The sequence below is a fragment of the bacterium SCSIO 12827 genome, assembly GCA_024397995.1.
Classification (GTDB): Bacteria; Pseudomonadota; Alphaproteobacteria; order Rhodospirillales; family Casp-alpha2; genus UBA1479.
Map to the genome: position 1 here is coordinate 2,874,060 of CP073746.1, position 16,531 is coordinate 2,890,590.

The 16,531-nt window shown below is 62.0% G+C and carries 15 protein-coding genes; all 15 read right to left on the minus strand.

Annotated elements, in window-relative coordinates:
* Nucleotides 1-54: 54 nt before the first annotated feature.
* Nucleotides 55-828 carry a fumarylacetoacetate hydrolase family protein gene (locus tag KFF05_13540; protein UTW50945.1) on the minus strand — a complete coding sequence of 258 codons (774 nt, stop codon included), beginning with the start codon at nucleotides 826-828 and terminating at the stop codon, nucleotides 55-57.
* A gap of 203 nt (nucleotides 829-1,031) precedes the next feature.
* A complete protein-coding gene (locus KFF05_13545) occupies nucleotides 1,032-1,886 on the minus strand; it encodes a universal stress protein (protein UTW50946.1) in 855 nt (284 codons plus the stop codon).
* Nucleotides 1,887-1,964: 78 nt separating this feature from the next.
* The gene (locus KFF05_13550; protein ID UTW50947.1) at nucleotides 1,965-3,638 is read right to left on the minus strand and encodes a formate--tetrahydrofolate ligase; all 1,674 of its coding nucleotides are present in this window, start codon (nucleotides 3,636-3,638) and stop codon (nucleotides 1,965-1,967) included.
* A gap of 74 nt (nucleotides 3,639-3,712) precedes the next feature.
* Nucleotides 3,713-4,636, minus strand: coding sequence for a methionyl-tRNA formyltransferase (locus tag KFF05_13555; GenBank protein UTW50948.1), 924 nt, complete (start codon nucleotides 4,634-4,636; stop codon nucleotides 3,713-3,715).
* A 49-nt stretch (nucleotides 4,637-4,685) separates the two neighbouring features.
* On the minus strand, nucleotides 4,686-5,930 hold the full coding sequence (gene frc / locus KFF05_13560) for a formyl-CoA transferase (protein UTW50949.1): 1,245 nt from the start codon (nucleotides 5,928-5,930) through the stop codon (nucleotides 4,686-4,688).
* Nucleotides 5,931-5,971: 41 nt separating this feature from the next.
* A complete protein-coding gene (oxc, locus tag KFF05_13565) occupies nucleotides 5,972-7,711 on the minus strand; it encodes an oxalyl-CoA decarboxylase (GenBank protein UTW50950.1) in 1,740 nt (579 codons plus the stop codon).
* Nucleotides 7,712-7,796: 85 nt separating this feature from the next.
* The gene (locus tag KFF05_13570; GenBank protein UTW50951.1) at nucleotides 7,797-8,525 is read right to left on the minus strand and encodes a GntR family transcriptional regulator; all 729 of its coding nucleotides are present in this window, start codon (nucleotides 8,523-8,525) and stop codon (nucleotides 7,797-7,799) included.
* Nucleotides 8,526-8,728: 203 nt separating this feature from the next.
* Nucleotides 8,729-10,246 (minus strand): tripartite tricarboxylate transporter permease, encoded by a 1,518-nt coding sequence (locus KFF05_13575; GenBank protein UTW50952.1) that lies wholly within the window; start codon nucleotides 10,244-10,246, stop codon nucleotides 8,729-8,731.
* Nucleotides 10,247-10,383: 137 nt separating this feature from the next.
* A complete protein-coding gene (locus KFF05_13580) occupies nucleotides 10,384-10,881 on the minus strand; it encodes a tripartite tricarboxylate transporter TctB family protein (GenBank protein UTW50953.1) in 498 nt (165 codons plus the stop codon).
* A gap of 47 nt (nucleotides 10,882-10,928) precedes the next feature.
* Nucleotides 10,929-11,918, minus strand: a complete 990-nt coding sequence (locus tag KFF05_13585; protein ID UTW50954.1) for a tripartite tricarboxylate transporter substrate binding protein — start codon at nucleotides 11,916-11,918, stop codon at nucleotides 10,929-10,931.
* 402 nt (nucleotides 11,919-12,320) lie between these two features.
* Nucleotides 12,321-13,028: a DUF1045 domain-containing protein gene (locus tag KFF05_13590; GenBank protein UTW53717.1), complete on the minus strand. Its 708-nt coding sequence runs from the start codon at nucleotides 13,026-13,028 to the stop codon at nucleotides 12,321-12,323.
* 33 nt (nucleotides 13,029-13,061) lie between these two features.
* On the minus strand, nucleotides 13,062-13,763 hold the full coding sequence (gene phnL / locus KFF05_13595) for a phosphonate C-P lyase system protein PhnL (protein UTW50955.1): 702 nt from the start codon (nucleotides 13,761-13,763) through the stop codon (nucleotides 13,062-13,064).
* The gene (phnK, locus tag KFF05_13600) at nucleotides 13,760-14,551 is read right to left on the minus strand and encodes a phosphonate C-P lyase system protein PhnK (protein UTW53718.1); all 792 of its coding nucleotides are present in this window, start codon (nucleotides 14,549-14,551) and stop codon (nucleotides 13,760-13,762) included. The genes phnL and phnK overlap by 4 nt, the downstream gene beginning before the upstream one ends.
* On the minus strand, nucleotides 14,551-15,405 hold the full coding sequence (locus KFF05_13605) for an alpha-D-ribose 1-methylphosphonate 5-phosphate C-P-lyase PhnJ (GenBank protein ID UTW53719.1): 855 nt from the start codon (nucleotides 15,403-15,405) through the stop codon (nucleotides 14,551-14,553). Before KFF05_13605 ends, phnK begins: the two co-directional genes overlap by 1 nt.
* Before the next feature lie 26 nt (nucleotides 15,406-15,431).
* Nucleotides 15,432-16,529 carry a carbon-phosphorus lyase complex subunit PhnI gene (locus KFF05_13610; GenBank protein ID UTW50956.1) on the minus strand — a complete coding sequence of 366 codons (1,098 nt, stop codon included), beginning with the start codon at nucleotides 16,527-16,529 and terminating at the stop codon, nucleotides 15,432-15,434.
* Between the last annotated feature and the right edge of the window lie 2 nt (nucleotides 16,530-16,531).

Below are 16,531 nucleotides of genomic sequence, written 5' to 3' on the forward strand. Positions count from 1 at the left end.
TCACATGCCCGCACGGTGTTCCCTGCGACAGACCCGATTGCGAGGCGAGTCCGTCTAGTTATCGAAAGTGTTGCTTAGCGTGCCGATTCCATCAATGACAATCTCCACCGTGTTGGACGGCTCCTTCATGCTGCCGACGCCGACGTTGGTGCCGCAGGCGATGACGTCGCCCGGTTCCAGCGTCACATCGTGGGAGATTTCACTGATCAATTTGGCCGGCGTGCGAAGCATGTCCGAAACCGGATAATTCTGACGTTCCACGCCGTTGAGGATCGTCTTCACGGTCAACTTCATGGGGTCTAGACCCGTGGCGATGACCGGGCCCAGCGGACCGAAGGTGTCGAAACTTTTGCAACGGGTCCATTGGGCGAAAGTTTCATCGCGCTTCAGGATATCCGCCGCCGTCACGTCATTTACACAAGTATAGCCGAACACATAGCCGAGCGCGTCCGCTTCCGACACATTCTTGCACCGCTTGCCGATGACGATGCCCAGTTCGCCTTCATAGACGATCTTGCCGTCGTAACTGGCAGGCCGTTCGATGGCAGCCCCCGTGCCGATGACCGAATTATTGGTCTTGATGAACCACAGCGGCTCTTCCGGACGCACGCCGTTCATTTTCTCGCGCATGGTGTTGTAGTTGTTCCAAAGGGCGACGATCTTGCCCGGCCGCACCGGGGCCAGAACCGTGACGTCCGCCAGATTGACGGTCTCGCCGGTCGCCTTCGCACCTTGGAACATGTCCCCGGAATGCACGCTGATGACATCGCCATCGAGCGTGCCGAACCCTTCGGCGCTCTGGCGCGCGTACCTGATCCACAAAGTCATTCTTCTGTTTCCCCACGAATTGCTGTTAATGGCGCGGCCTGGGCCGCCCCCGATTGTTGACGAATTGTATACGTTTAAACGGGGGGCGACATTAAACAGCCCGCGCCGCGCATGGCAACAGAACGCGATGACGCAGTGCAGCGAAACCGGGAGTTTTTCCGGGTCGTGGAAATGGTGGGGGGAAATCCCGCTAAATGCAGGACTTAGTGGTGGAAGAGAACCGGAATTTCGGCCTTCTCGACCACGTATTGGGTGACCCCGCCGATTTTGAAGTCGTGGCGCCGGGCGTGGGCATAACCGCCCATCAGCAACAAGTCGATAGCGTTGTCGGCGCAAGCCTTCAAAAGTGTCTGGCCAACCTCCTGCGGATCGCAATTGAGCATCTGAATTTCGCTTTGCTGGCCGTGCCAACGCAGATAGTTGGCGAGGTCCGACGCGGGCAGATCGTCACCATGAGTTTCCGGTGCAGACAGAATTAGCAACTTGGCCGCGGCTTCGACAATCGGCCGTGACGACGTGACGGCGGCCGAAATCTCGGCGCTGCCGTTCCAGGCGATGGCGATCTTGTTGCCAATCTCCTTGATGTCCCGGGGCGGCACGCAGACGACGGGTTTGCCGGTTTCCATGAGGGCCGCTTCGAAGGTATTGACACCCAATTGTCCATCGGGCTGGGCCACGAAGATGATATCGGTGAGCCGGCCGCGGCGGGCGACGACATTGGCTTGGCGGCCCTTTTCCTCGTGCCACGAGGCGGACACCCCCTTCTCATCGTTGCGGGGCTCCGTAATGTTGGCGATGCCATGGCGCTGGCAATAATCCAGGTACAGTTTCTTGACCCGGGCCTCTTCGTCGGCGGCATGGGTCTCGGCGATCTCGTTCACCACGTCACGCACGCCGGCCAGGGTCGCACCGTAGGCCAGCATGTCCTGAGATCCCATTCGGGCATGGACAACGTCGATATGGGCATCAAATTTCTTCGCAAGTGCCACTGCGGCGTTCAGGACCAATTCGCCCTTCCCGTCACCGCGCACGGGAACAAGAATATTTCTGATGCTCATGATTGTCCTCCCGTTGTGTCCGGACCGCCCCGGCCATGATGGCCGGGGCTGCCGGAATTGGTCAGATCACTCTAGCGTCTAGAACAGACCTTCGATTTGACCTTCGTCATTCAGGTAGATGTTGTTCGCGGACGGCACCTTGGGCAGGCCCGGCATCGTCATGATGGCGCCGGTCACGGCGACGATGAATTCTGCCCCCGCCGACAGCCGCAGTTCGCGGATCGGCACGGTAAAGCCCGTCGGTGCGCCCTTGGCGTCCGGATCGGTCGAGAAGCTGTACTGCGTCTTCGCCATGCAGACCGGGAAGTGTCCGTAATCTTTCTGCAATTCCGCGAAACGCTTTTCGATGGCGCCATCACAGGAAATGCCGTCACCGCCGTAGATCTTCTTGACGATGGTTTCGACCTTGTCACGCAGCGGCATGTCGTCCGGGTAGAGCGGCTTGAAGTCGGCCACGCCGGAATCAGCCAGTTCGACCACATGCTTCGCCAGTTCTTCCGTGCCGGCACTGCCGTCCGCCCAATGAGTGGCGATGAAAGCTTTCACGCCTTCAGCCTCGGCCGCGGCCATCACGGCCTGCAGTTCGGCGTCCGTGTCGGTGATGAAGTTGTTGATGCAAACGGTCACCGGCACACCGAACTGCTTGGTGTTGCGGATGTGGCGCACCAAGTTGTCGCAACCCTTCGTGACTGCGTCCACGTTTTCCGTGCCCAGGTCAGCCTTGCCCACTCCGCCGTGCATCTTGAGCGCGCGCACGGTGGCGACGATGACCGCCGCCGCCGGCTTAAGGCCCGCCTTACGGCACTTGATATCGAAGAACTTCTCGGCACCCAGATCGGCGCCGAAACCGGCTTCGGTCACGACATAATCGGCAAGCTTGAGCGCCGACTTGGTCGCGATGACCGAGTTACAGCCATGCGCGATGTTGGCGAACGGACCGCCGTGGATGAAGGCCGGGTTGTTTTCCAGCGTCTGCACCAGGTTCGGCGCGATGGCTTCCTTGAGCAGCACGGACATGGGGCCCGGTCCCTTGACGTCGCGGGCGTAGATCGGCTCGCGGTTGCGGTTGTGGCCGATCACGATGTTGCCGATCCGCTCCGTCAGATCCTGCAGGCTGGTCGCCAGACAGAAGATCGCCATGATTTCCGACGCCACGACGATGTCGAAACCGTCTTCGCGGGGGAAGCCGTTGGCGACGCCACCCAGCGAATTGGTGATCTGGCGCAGCGCCCGGTCGTTCATGTCGACGACGCGCTTGAAGGCGACGCGACGGCTGTCGATAGCCGGCTCCAACCCCCAATAGATATGGTTGTCGATCAGCGCCGCCAGCAGGTTGTGGGCGATGCCGATGGCATGGAAGTCACCGGTGAAATGCAGGTTGATGTCTTCCATCGGAACGACCTGGGCGTAACCGCCGCCGGCGGCCCCGCCCTTCATGCCGAAGCAGGGGCCGAGGGAAGGTTCGCGGACGCAGATCATGGCCTTCTTGCCGATCTTATTCAGACCGTCGCCCAGGCCCACGGTGGTCGTGGTCTTGCCTTCACCGGCGGGGGTCGGGGTCACGGCGGTGACCAGGATCAGCTTGCCGTCGGGGTTGCCCTCCAACGACTTCAGGTAGTTCATATCCACCTTGGCCTTGTGCGGGCCGTACTGCAGAAGCGCGTCGCCGGGAATGCCCAGCTTCTCGGCGCCGACATCGGCGATCGGCTTCATGGTAGCTTCGCGGGCGATTTCGATATCACTTTTGGGCATGGTTTCCTCTCGCGTCCCTCTTTCGGGATCTCTGGAGCCTGGGTTGTTTCCTCTGGGTCGATGGCGGCCGCCGGTCAGGCGCCCAACACCTTCCCCTTCTGCAGGCCGACTTTGGCCACGTATTCCGGTGCGGTGATCTTCTTATCGTCATGGGGGCGCAGACGCATCACCTTGACGGCACCGCCGGGGGCGGCGACCAGGATGTGATCGTCTTCGATGCCGACGACCTCACCCGGCTTGCCGCCGGTGTCGCCGTCCACTTTGCGGGAATCGAAGATCGACAGTTCGTTGCCGTCGATGGTCGTCCAGGCACCCGGCTGCGGGTTGCAGCCGCGGATCTGGTTGTAGACCTCGGCCACGGGCTTCGACCAATCGATCTGCATGTCCTTCTTGCGGCACCAGGATTCGTAGGTGGCTTCGTCCTCGTTCTGGGGAATCTTCGGCGGGTTGCCTGCCTTCACCATGTCGATGGCTTCCAGCATCATTGCCACGCCGCGGTCGAAAATCTTGCCGAAGTAGATGTCCCCCAGCGTGTCGTCGGGGCCGATCGCGACCTTGTCCTGATGCAGGATGAAACCTTCGTCCAGGCCGTCGTCAGGCCAGAAGATGGTGATCCCGGTTTCCGTGGCGCCGCCTATGATCGGCCAATTGATGGACGACGGGCCGCGGTGCTTGGGCAGCAGTGACGGATGGAAGCAGATCGATCCGTGGGTTGGAATGTCGCGGGCTTCTTCCGGCACGAAGATGATCATGTAGGCCATGACCATCAGGTCGGCCTTCAGGGACCGCATGTGGTCCAAGACTTCCTTATCCGTGTAGTTGGGCGGCTGAAACAGCGGCAACCCCTTTTCCAGGGCGAATTCCTTCACCGGATCGGCCGGCTTGCCTTCCTTGTCCGGCGCGCAGAACACGCCAACGATTTCGTCCGTGCCCTTTTCCAGGATCGCTTCCAACGTGGCCTTGCCGAAGGCCTGCTGGCCGTTAAGGATCAAACGCATGAGGGTCCTCCCTTGGGGATCTTTGTGTTTCGCTGCGAACGGGGGGCGGTCAGACCGCGCCGCCCGTCTTCGCGGCTTCGATTTCGTCAGAACTCAGGCCGATTTCCGCCAGGATTTCGTCCGTATGCTCGCCCAGAAGCGGCGAGCGCTTCACGTCGGCCGGGCAATCGGACAGCTTGATCGGGTTGCCGACCGTGAGGTAAGCCCCCCGTTCCGGATGATCGACCTCGACCACCGTGCCAGTGTCGCGCAGGCTCGGCTCCTCGGCGATTTCCTTCATCGACAGGATCGGACCGACGGGGATGTCCAGCGGATTGCAGATTTCCATGACCTCGAACTTGGTCTTGGTCATGGTCCAATCTTCGATCGCACCAAAGATCTGGTTGAGGTGCGGCAGGCGCGCCTTCGGGGTGGCGAAGTCCTCGTCCGTCTTCCATTCGGGCTTGCCGATGACGTCGCAGATCTTCTCCCACACCGCAGCCTGGGTGATGAAGTAGGTATAGGCGTTGGGGTCGGTTTCCCAGCCCTTGCACTTCAGAATGCGGCCCGGCTGGCCGCCACCGGAATCATTGCCCGCGCGCGGCGTGGCGTCGCCGAAAGGAATGCCTTCGCCGAACTGGGAATATTCGGTCAGCGGACCGGCCTTCAGGCGCTGCTGGTCGCGCAGCTTGACGCGGCACAGGTTCAGGACGCTGTCCTGCATGGCGCATTCGACGCGCTGACCCTTGCCGGAATGGGTGCGCTGGAACAGCGCCGTGACGATGCCGAGGGCCAGATGCAGGCCCGTGCCGCTGTCGCCGATCTGGGCCCCCGTGACCATAGGAACATCGCCCAGCATGCCGGTGGTCGAGGCCGAGCCGCCGGCGCATTGCGCGACGTTCTCGTAGACCTTGCATTCCTGATACGGACCCGGGCCGAAACCCTTGACCGAGGCGTAGATCATGCGCGGGTTGATTTCCTGAATCTTCTCCCAGGAAAAGCCCATGCGATCGAGCGCGCCGGGGGCGAAGTTCTCAACCATCACATCGCAATGCTGGATCAGCTTGGTGAAGATCGCCTTGCCCTCGTCGGACTTGGTGTTCAGCGTCACCGAGCGCTTGTTGTGGTTCAGCATGGTGAAGTAGAGCGAGTCGGCGCCGGGCACATCGACCAGCTGTTTGCGGGTTGCGTCACCAACACCCGGACGTTCCACCTTGATCACGTCGGCCCCGAACCAAGCCAGAAGCTGGGTGCAGGTGGGACCCGACTGCACGTGGGTCATGTCGAGAATTTTGACGCCTTCGAGAGCTTTCATTGTTCGTTCCCGTTATTCAGTTTTGATCGAATAGAGCTGCGTTACTTCTTCGCGACGACGCTCTGCGGGTTCAGGTTGCCGATGCGGCCGCTTTCCGTGCCGGCGTTTTCATCAATGACCGCGTTGACCAGGGCCGGCCGACCGGCCTTGATGGCCTCCGTCACCGCCTGGTTCAGTTCGTCCGGGGACGTCGCGTAGAAACCGAGACCACCGAAGGCCTCCATCATCTTGTCGTAGCGCGCATCCTTGACGAACACGGTCGGCGCCACGTCGGAACCACCGGTCGGGTTCTTGTCGGTGCCGCGGTAGATACCGCCGTTGTTGAACACCACCACGCAGACCGGCAGGTTGTAACGACAGATGGTTTCGATCTCCATGCCGGAGAACCCGAAGGCGCTGTCGCCCTCGATGCAGAGCACTTGTTCGCCGGTTTCGACCGCGGCCGCGATGGCTTGGCCCATGCCGATGCCCATGACGCCCCAGGTGCCAACGTCCAGGCGCTTGCGCGGCTTGAACATGTCGATGATGGAACGCGCGAAATCGAGCGTGTTGGCGCCTTCGTTCACCAGAATCATGTCCGGGTTGTCGGCGACGATGCGCTTGAGCACTCCAAGGGCCCCGTGGAAGTCCATGGGCACGTTGTTGTTCTGCAGACGCGGCGCCATCTTTTCGACGTTGGCGTCGCGCTTGGCCTTGACCGCGTTGATCCAGTCGGCGGGCGGAGTCTTCCAGTCGCCGCCCATGCCGTCGAGCAGCAACCCGACGCAGGACGCGATATCGCCGACCATGGGGGCCGCAATTTCGACGTTGGAGTCCATTTCCTTGGGATCGATGTCGATATGCACGAACTTCTTCGGCGCGTCGCCCCACTGCTTGCCCTTGCCGTGGCTGAGCAGCCAGTTGAGCCGGGCGCCGATCAGCATGACCGTGTCCGATTCCTTGAGAACCAGGGAGCGCGCGGCGCCGGCGTAAAGATCGTGATCGTCCGGCAGCAAGCCCTTCGCCATGCTCATGGCGATGTAGGGGATGCCGGATTTTTCGACGAGTTCGCGGATCTTGTCATCGGCCTGGGAATAGGCAGCCCCCTTGCCCAGGATGATCAGCGGCTTCTTGGCCGACTTCAGGACGTCGAGCGCCCGGGTGACTGCTTCCGGTGCCGGCAGCTGCGCCGGGGCCGGGTCGATGACCTTGACCAGCGACTGCTGGCCCTTCAGGGCATCCATGGTCTGACCCAGAAGGGCGGCCGGCAGGTCGAGATAAACCCCGCCCGGGCGGCCCGACACGGCGGCGCGGATGGCGCGGGCGACGGCGATGCCGATGTCTTCCGCATGCAGCACGCGATAGGCGGCCTTACACAGCGGCTTGGCGATGGCGAGCTGGTCCATTTCCTCGTAGTCGCCCTGCATCAGGTCGACGATTTCCCGTTCTGACGAGCCGGAAATCAGGATCATCGGATAGCAGTTGGTCGTGGCATGGGCCAACGAGGTCAGGCCGTTGAGGAAGCCCGGCGCCGACACGGTCAGGCAGACACCTGGTTTCTGGGTCAGGTAGCCCGCGATGGCAGCCGCATAGCCGGCATGCTGTTCATGGCGGAACGACAGAACGCGCATGCCCTCGGCCTGCATGAAGCGGCCCAGGTCGGTGATCGGAATCCCCGGCACGTTATAAATGTTGGTGATACCGTTCAGCTTCAGCGCGTCGATGACGAGGTGAAAACCATCCGTAAGCGTGCCGGCCTCGGGGGCCTCCTGCGCCTGGGTATCGGTTGCCGTATTTGCCATTTCTTTGTTCTCCCTTGCGGTCTCTGCTGGACCGAAGTCAGACTCCCGTCTGCCGATGGCAGACCGGATGCCCGACGGATTGTTCCTAGTCCAAATAATCCACGTGTTGTTCGATATGCCGGGCCAGGTTCATGGAATGCTCCCGGACCAGTCTTTCAGCCAGTTCGGCGTCCCGCTGTTCGAGCGCCTCAATGATATGCATGTGGTCGATCACAGATCGCTTGGCACGATCGCCCTCGGAAATTGTGCGGGCCCGGATCGAACGCATATGGATAAACAGGTTGTCGGACATATCCTGGATCAGCTTGCAGCCGCCGAGCTTCAGGATCGCCTGATGGAAACGGATGTTCTTGGATGAATATTCGTCGATCGCGGCCTTGGCCTCTTCGCTTTCGACGTCCGCGAACATGGTCCGCAGTTCGGCGATGTCTTCATCGGAAGCGACCTCGGTTGCCAACCGTGCAGCCATGCTTTCCAGCGCCGCCCAGACGGTGATCAATTCCAGGACTTCGCGCTTGGTCTTGCGCACGATGAATACGCCCTTGCGCGGAACGATATGAACCAGGCCTTCCTGCTCCAAACGGGCCAGGGCTTCGCGGATCGGCGTGCGGCTGATTTCAAGCTGTTCGGAAAGCTTTCGTTCGTCGAGTCGAAGTTCGGCATCCTCGGCATAGATGTTCATGGAGGTGATCGCCCGCCGCAAGGAATCGTAAATCCGGTCCTTAAGCGAGAAGTTCGCGTCGATCGGCTGAACGACCAGTCCGGACGCCCCTGTCGCTTCCGTATCGGCGATGCTTTCGGCTTCTCTTTCCATGGTTATGTCCCGGGGAGTCCCCTAAGTTGATCATGTTGCCGGCGGGTTCCCACTTGCCCTCCGCCAGCTTGGCCGAGGGTATAGCCGCTTTCGCTGTGGTATACAATACACCAGAAACCAGAAGCCAGCACTTTCCGCCCTTAACATCACCTCCCGTACCGCTCAGCGGAACCGCGCAGCGGCCCCGCCGTCACGGCTGTAATTTATCCCGCCATCGGCTTCTTGCCGCGGATGCGACGCCACGCGACCTGGAAGGCCGGCATGAACAACAAAATCAACGCGATGATCATGATCGGACCGGAGATCGGCCGATTGAAGAACACCATGACGTCGCCGCTGGAAATCAGCAGGGACTGGCGCAATGCCGGTTCCGCGATGGGGCCGAGCACGATGGCCAGCACCGCCGGCGCCACCGGATAATCCAACTTGCGCATCAGGTAACCGCCGACGCCCAGGATCAACATCAGCCAGACGTCAAACATGCGTTCCGTGGAGGCGAACCCGCCGACCATGGACAGCACGAAGATCAGCGGCGCAAGGATGGTGAAGGGTGTACGCAGGAACCACAGGAACAGCGGGATGAACGCGATGTTGATGATAACCGCGAACAGGTTCGCCGCGTAGAGAGAAGCGATCAGGCCCCAAACGAAATCCGTTTCCGTGACGAACAGGCGCGGGCCGGGCTGCAGACCCCAGATCACCATGCCGCCGAGCAGCACGGCCGTGGTCGGCGAGCCGGGAATGCCCAGCGTCAACATGGGCAGCATGGAGCCCGTGGAGGCCGCATTGTTGGCAGCTTCCGGCGCGACCACGCCTTCAACCGCGCCTTTGCCGAATTTGTGCGGTTCGCGCGACGTCATCTTGGCGACGCCATAAGCCATGAGGGAGCCCGGCGTGGCGCCGGCCGCCGGCAGAATACCGACGAAGAAGCCCAGAACCGAACCCATGAACCAAGCTTTCCACGTGCCCCAGATGATCTTCAGGTTGCCCATCACGCGTTCGACGGAGACGGTCACCTTCGACATCATGGTTTCGCCGCGGCTGACCTCGATGGTCCACATCATTTCGCCGATGCCGTAGATGCCGATGGCAAGCACCAGGAAGTTGATCTTGGACTGGAAGCCGATCAGGTCGAACAGCACCAGGCGCGGTTCGCCCGAGATAATGTCGAAGCCGATCGCCGACATCACCATGCCGATACAGATGGAAAAGACCGTCTTGGCGATGTCGTCGCCCGACAAGCCGACGAAGGTGGCGAAGGCCAGGATCATCAGCGCGAAGATTTCCGGATCGCCGAAGTCGAGGGCGACCGAGGCCAAGGGCGGCGCGAACAGGGTGAACAGGACGATCGAGATCGTGCCGCCGGCGAAGGACGCCAGCGCGGCGGCGATCAGCGCCTTGTCGGCCTCGCCCGACATGGCCAGCGGGCGGCCGTCGAAGGTCGTGGCCACGGCCGTCGAGGCGCCGGGAATACCGAGGGTGATGGACGAAATCGCGCCGCCGTACATGGCGCCGTAGTAAAGCGCGGCCAGGAACATGATGGCCGACGCGGGCGGCACCAGAAAGGTCATGGGCAGCAGGATGGCGACGCCGTTGACGGAGCCCAGTCCGGGCATGGCGCCCACGAACAGGCCGACAACAACGCCGAGCACGATCAGGCCGAGGTTAAGCGGCTCGAAGGCGACCAGAAAACCGTCTGACAGAAGACCGATAAGTTCCATTGTTCTTTACTTTGTTCCCCCGGACGGCGCCGATCTTTGCCGGATATGGCCGTCATGTTTCGTGGTTCCTGGTCTTTTGTAGACCAGAGATTTTTCCGCTCGTGTTCCGTTAGGCCGGGACCTCCCGTCCGACAGGCCTAGAGGAAGAAGTCGTAGAGCGGGATGTAGAGGGGGTCCATGAACCCCGTGGGCAGGAATTTGCGCAAGGCGATGTCGAAAAACAGGAACGTCACGACCGGCGTGGGCAAGGCAACACCCAGGGTGACCTTCCACGAATGCCCGCCCAGAAAGCGGATGTAGTAGATCAGGAAGACCGCCGCCGCCAGATGCATGCCGATGATGTCGACAAGGGCGATCATGCCCGTGATTCCACCGCCGACGAGAAGAAACATCTTCATACCGTAGGCGTCGAGATAGGGCTCTTCCGACTGAGAGGGTGGGCTCGCCCGGCGGAACCAGTTGACGACCACCCAGATAATGGAGCCGAGCATGAACGCGGACAGCCAGAAGGGCCAGAAGCCGCCGCCGGGCCCCTCGCCGGGGATCCAGCCGATGGGCAGCTCGGCGCTCTTGACCATGAGATATATGGAGAGGCCCGCCATCAAGAGAGCAGTGATAATTTCAGCACGACGCATGACGACGGAACCTCCCCTTATATCGTTTCTTCAGAATTCAGACAGACTTAGCCTTTGATGGCGCCCATCTTGACGAGCATCTTGCGATGCACTTCGTTTTCACGCTTCCAATAGGAGGCAAGCGCATCGCCCTGGAGCAGTTCGCCCTGCAGGCTCTTCTTCTTGATGTAGGTCTGCCACTCCGTGGTTTCGTACACCTTCTTGAACACACCCTGATAGAAGGCCAGCGCGTCCTTGCTCATGCCCGGCGCACCGACGACGGAACGCTGCATGTAGTAGACGAAGTCCTGACCCAGTTCCTTGAAGGTCGGCGTGTCCTTGAACATCGGCAGACGTTCATCCGTGAACGACGCCAGCGGCACGACCGTACCGGCCTCATAGAAGCCGAGGGCTTCCGACGGGTTGTTGACCGTGGAATTGGCGTGCTTACCGGCCAGCTGCTTGGCAACCTTGCCGCCGCCCTTGTAGGGGACGTACTTCATGTTCAGGCCATAGGCCGCGTTCAGGAAGTCGGCGAGCAGGTTGTCTTCGGACGCCTTACCGGTACCGGCCATGATCCACTGATTGCCGGCAGCCTTGGCGGCCTTCACGTATTCGTCGACGGTCTTGATGCCGGCGTCCTTGTGAACCCACAGAACGAAGGTATCTTCGGCCATCCGCGCGATCGGCGCGAAGGTCATCGGGTCGACGCCCAGCTTCGGCTGGCGCATCGGCGTGGTGTAGAAGCTGTTCAGGGTGACCATGATGGCATGGTCGGGGTCCTTGTGGTTCTTCATGTACACAAGGGCTTCCGCACCGGAACCGCCGGGCTTGTTGATCGGCGTAACGGGCTTCGGCGACAGCTTATGCTTTTCGATGATCGACTGGATCAGGCGCGCCAGCTTGTCGGCGCCCCCGCCTTTGCCGGCCATCACGACGAACTGAATCGGCTTAACCGGCTCCCAGGCCAGGGCAGTTTTGCCCGCGATGGCCGTGAAACCGGAAACCAGGCCGACAGTGATGCCGACGCCCAGCAGTTTCTTGACAAAAGTCTTCATGGGTGTCCTCCCAGTTGTTGATAGCGCCATAGCGCACTCGGCCACAGTATAAGCCGAAGTCGAATGGCGATTAAATGTCTTCCCCTTGCGCCTGTATTGTTTTTATCCGGCGGTCGGATCAGACGGTCCTGTCAATTCACTTGGTCGATGTCTTCCCAAACATTGTAATACACCTTGCTTTGACTCTTTTGAGCTCTTTGGCATCTGGTATACCACAGTGAAAATAAGATCATTCCCACTAGGAAAGATCAATGGTTTTTTTTGAGACTCATTTGAATAATTTTACGCCGACAACCGCCAAAAGCCCCTTGTGAAGGCCTCGGACCGCATGGGTTAACACGAGCTAATTATCTGAAAATAAATTACGTTTTCACGATATAGAGGACGTTCAGCCGACCCGCATCAGCGCACGGAAAAAAGATAGCGGCGGACGGTTTCGAAAGGGGCGCCGGGGGCCGGCTCACGGAACAGAGCGACGCCGCCCACGGCAAGCGGAGCAACCAGGGATTCCGCGAACAGATCTTCCAGCAACGGCCGATAGCGGGCCGCCGCCGCGTCCGTGAGGCGTCCTGTCAAGGTCAAGTGAAAGCGGAATTCCTCCAGGACGAAGGGATAGCCCCAGGTTTCCAGCAAAGCATCCTGCCGGGGCGTGAGCCCCTGCGCCCGCCGCCGAGACAGATTTTCCATGTCCAAAGGGCGCCGGAACGGCTCAAACGTCCGCAGGCAATCAGCGGCCAGAACCTCCAGGTCAACCGCAGGCGCCGAAGGGCAGAGTGCGAGAAAGCCGCCGAGGCACGTGACCGACAACGTTGCCGATTGAAAGGCCGCGCGCCCGGCAGCGAAGCGCGCCAGTGCTGTATCCAGATCCGCGAGATCACGGCCCTCGGCCAGATGGAAGGGCGGCTTCAGGGTCGCATGGAAGCCATAGCGTCGGGGGTCGGCCGTCATAGCCGCCCAATCCGCCTCGGCAATGCCGGCCCCGGCCGCTTGCGGCGGCGGCAAGGGCGCATCGCCCGCGGTTCCATCCGGATTCCGGCCGAGCCAACGACAGCCCGTCTGCCAAAGCGCCGTATCCTGGTCTGGCACGAAATAGACGGCATACCGTTCCAAGGGCTGGGTCACGCGATCTCCGGCACCGGGCACCTAGTCCGCCGCCCCGGGGGGGGCCAGGTCAAGAACGCGGGTCGCCACGGCGTCCCGCATCTGGGCGTCATGGAAAATGCCGACAACCGCAGCTCCACGTGCCGCCGCCTGCCGGATCACGTCGATCACCACGTCCCGGTTGGCCTTGTCGAGAGAGGCCGTCGGCTCGTCCACCAGCAGGATCGGATAGTCGACGATGAAGCCACGGGCCAGATTGACGCGCTGCTGCTCGCCGCCGGAAAACGTCGCCGGCGCCAGGTGCCACAGGCGTTCGGGGATGTTGAAACGGGTCAGCATCTCGCCCGCCGCCCGCTCCGCCGCCGCCGCGTCGACCCCTTGGACGCGCAGCGGCTCGGCCACCACCTGCAGGGCAGGTACGCGGGGAATGACGCGGAGAAACTGGCTGACGTAACCCATGGTGCGGCGGCGCAGGTCGAGAATTTCATGCGGTAGAGCGCGGGCGACATCGGTGACCCGTCCCTCGTGGCGGACCAAGATACGCCCCTGAGGACAAAGATAATTGCCATAGATCAGTCGGATCAGCGAACTTTTCCCCGTGCCCGACGGGCCGTGCAGGGCCAGGCATTCACCGGCGAAGACCTCCAGGTCGATGTCCCGGAACACGGGCAACTCAACCCCGCCCTGGTTGTGCAGAACGAAGGACTTGGACAGGCCCTCAATGCGGATCAACGGCGCGCTCATGTCTGCAGCACCGAGGAAACCAGAAGCTGGGTATAGGCGTGCTGCGGATCATCCAGAACCTGATCGGTCAGCCCCTGCTCCACCACCTCGCCCCGGCGCATGACCATCAGGCGGTGCGACAACAGGCGCGCCACGGCGAGATCATGCGTGACGATCACGGCGGACAAGCCCAGATCGTTGGTCAAACCACGCAGCAGGTCGAGCAGCCGCGCCTGCACCGATACGTCGAGCCCCCCCGTGGGTTCGTCCATGAACACCAGACGCGGCCCCGACACCAGATTGCGCGCGATCTGCACGCGCTGTTGCATCCCGCCGGAAAACTGCGACGGCAGATCGTCGATGCGCTCCAAATCCATTTCCACCCGGCCGAGCCAATCCGTGACCTGGTCACGAATGGCACCGTAATGGCGCGCGCCCACGGCCATCAGGCGTTCGCCCACGTTGGCCCCGGCGCTGACCCCCATGCGCAAACCGTCGCGCGGGTTCTGATGCACGAAGCCCCAGTCCGTGCGCATCAGCATGCGGCGTTCGGCCTCGGTCAGGGCATAGACATCCGCCTGATCCCCCGTTCGCAGGCGGTATGTCAGCTTGCCCGACGACGGCATCACCTGCGCCGACAGGCAGTTCAGCAAGGTCGTCTTGCCGGACCCGCTTTCACCGACCACGCCCAAGACCTCGCCCGGCCACAGATCGAAATCTATATCGCGGCAACCGATGCGCGCCCCATAGGAATGGGTGATCCCGCGTGCGCTGAGAAGCGGGGCGTCCTGAGGGGCGGCGCCGGCCATCATTCGCCGTCTCCCCGGTGGCCATCGGCGACACGGCGACCGCAGTGGTCCGTGTCGGAACAGACGAACATGGACCCGCCGTGGTCGTCGGTGATGACCTCGTCGAGGAAACTGTCCTCGGCGCCGCAGATGGCGCAGCGGGCCGCCCATTTTTGGGCCTCGAAGGGGTGATCCTCGAAATCCAGGCTTTCGACCCGGGTATATGGCGGGATGGCATAGATGCGCTTTTCCCGCCCGGCGCCGAACAACTGCAGGGCCGCCATTCCGTGCATCTTGGGATTGTCGAACTTGGGGATCGGCGACGGCGCCGTCAGGTAACGGCCGTTGACCAGAACCGGATAGTCGTAGGACGTCTCGATATGGCCATAGGTGGCGATGTCCTCGTAGAGCTTCACATGCATGACACCGTAATCGGCAAGGCCATGCATCGTGCGGGTTTCGGCTTCGCGCGGCTCAAGCCAGCGCAAGGGTTCCGGGATCGGCACCTGATAGACGATGATCTGGTCGTCCTTAAGCACCGTTTCGGGGATGCGGTGGCGGGTCTGAATGATCGTCGCCGCTTCCGTTGCCTCGGTCGTGGCGACCCCGGCGGTGCGCGCGAAGAAGCGGCGGATGGACACCGCGTTGGTCGTATCATCCGCCCCCTGGTCGATCACCTTGAGCACATCCGCAAGGCCGATGATCGAAGCCGTGACCTGGATGCCGCCGGTTCCCCAGCCGTAGGGCAGCGGCATTTCCCGCGACCCGAAGGGCACCTGATGGCCCGGAATCGCGACGGCCTTGAGGATCGCCCGGCGGATCATGCGTTTGGTCTGTTCGTCCAGATAGGCGAAGTTGTAACCGCCGTCCGTCATTCCCGATGCCTGGTCCGATGCCTGAGTCATTTGGCGGCCTCGCTTCGCCGGGCGGCCGCCTCGCGCCTGAGGGCGCGGACCAGAACGAGTTCGCTTTGGAAATCCACGTAATGGGGCAATTTCAGGTGCTGCACGAAGCCCTGAGCCTCGACGTTGTCGGAATGGTAGAGCACGAATTCCTCGTCCTGGGCCGGGGCCTCGATCTCCTCGCCCAGTTCGCGGGCGCGCAGGCTGCGGTCGACCAGGGCCATGGACATGGCCTTGCGTTCCGAACGCCCGAACACCAAGCCATAGCCCCGGGTGAACTGGGGCGGCTCCGTCGCCGAGCCTGCGAACTGGTTGATCATCTGACATTCGGTGACGGTGATGTCGCCGATCTCGATGGCAAAGCCCAGTTCCTCGGGCACGATCTCGACGGCGACCTCGCCCATGCGGATTTCCCCGGCGAAGGGATGACTGCGGCCGTAGCCGCGCTGCGTCGAATAACCCAGCGCCAGCAGAAAGCCCTCGTCGGCGCGGGCCAGGTTCTGCAGGCGCAGGTCACGCCCGGCGGGAAAGGACAGCGGCTCACGGGTCAGGTCCGCGACCTTGCCGTCCGCATCCGCATCGCCCGCCTCCGGCTCGATCAGATCCTGATGGGCCAGAATATCCGTGACCCGGGGCATGGCATCGGCCATCACCGCCGGATCGCCCTCGGGCGCGGGCGGTACCGGTGCTCCCGCCGCCAGGGCGAAGTCGAGCAAGCGATGAGTGTAATCATAGGTCGGGCCCAGCACCTGTCCGCCCGGCAGATCCTTGAACGTCGCCGAGATACGCCGGCGGATCGTCATCGCCGCCGTGTCGACGGGCGTGGAGACGGCCAAGCGCGGCAAGGTCGTACGGAAGGCGCGCAGCAGGAACACGGCCTCGACCAGATCGCCCTGGGCCTGCTTGATCGCGAGTGCCGCCAGATCGGGATCGTAGAGCGAGCCCTCGCCCATCACCCGGTCGACGGCGAGCGACATCTGTTGCTTGATCTGATCGAGCGTCAGTTCCGGTACACCGGCATCACCGCGCCGTTCCTCGGCCAGCAGCGCATGGGCGTTGTCGATGGCCTTTTCCCCACCCTTGACCGCGACGTACATGG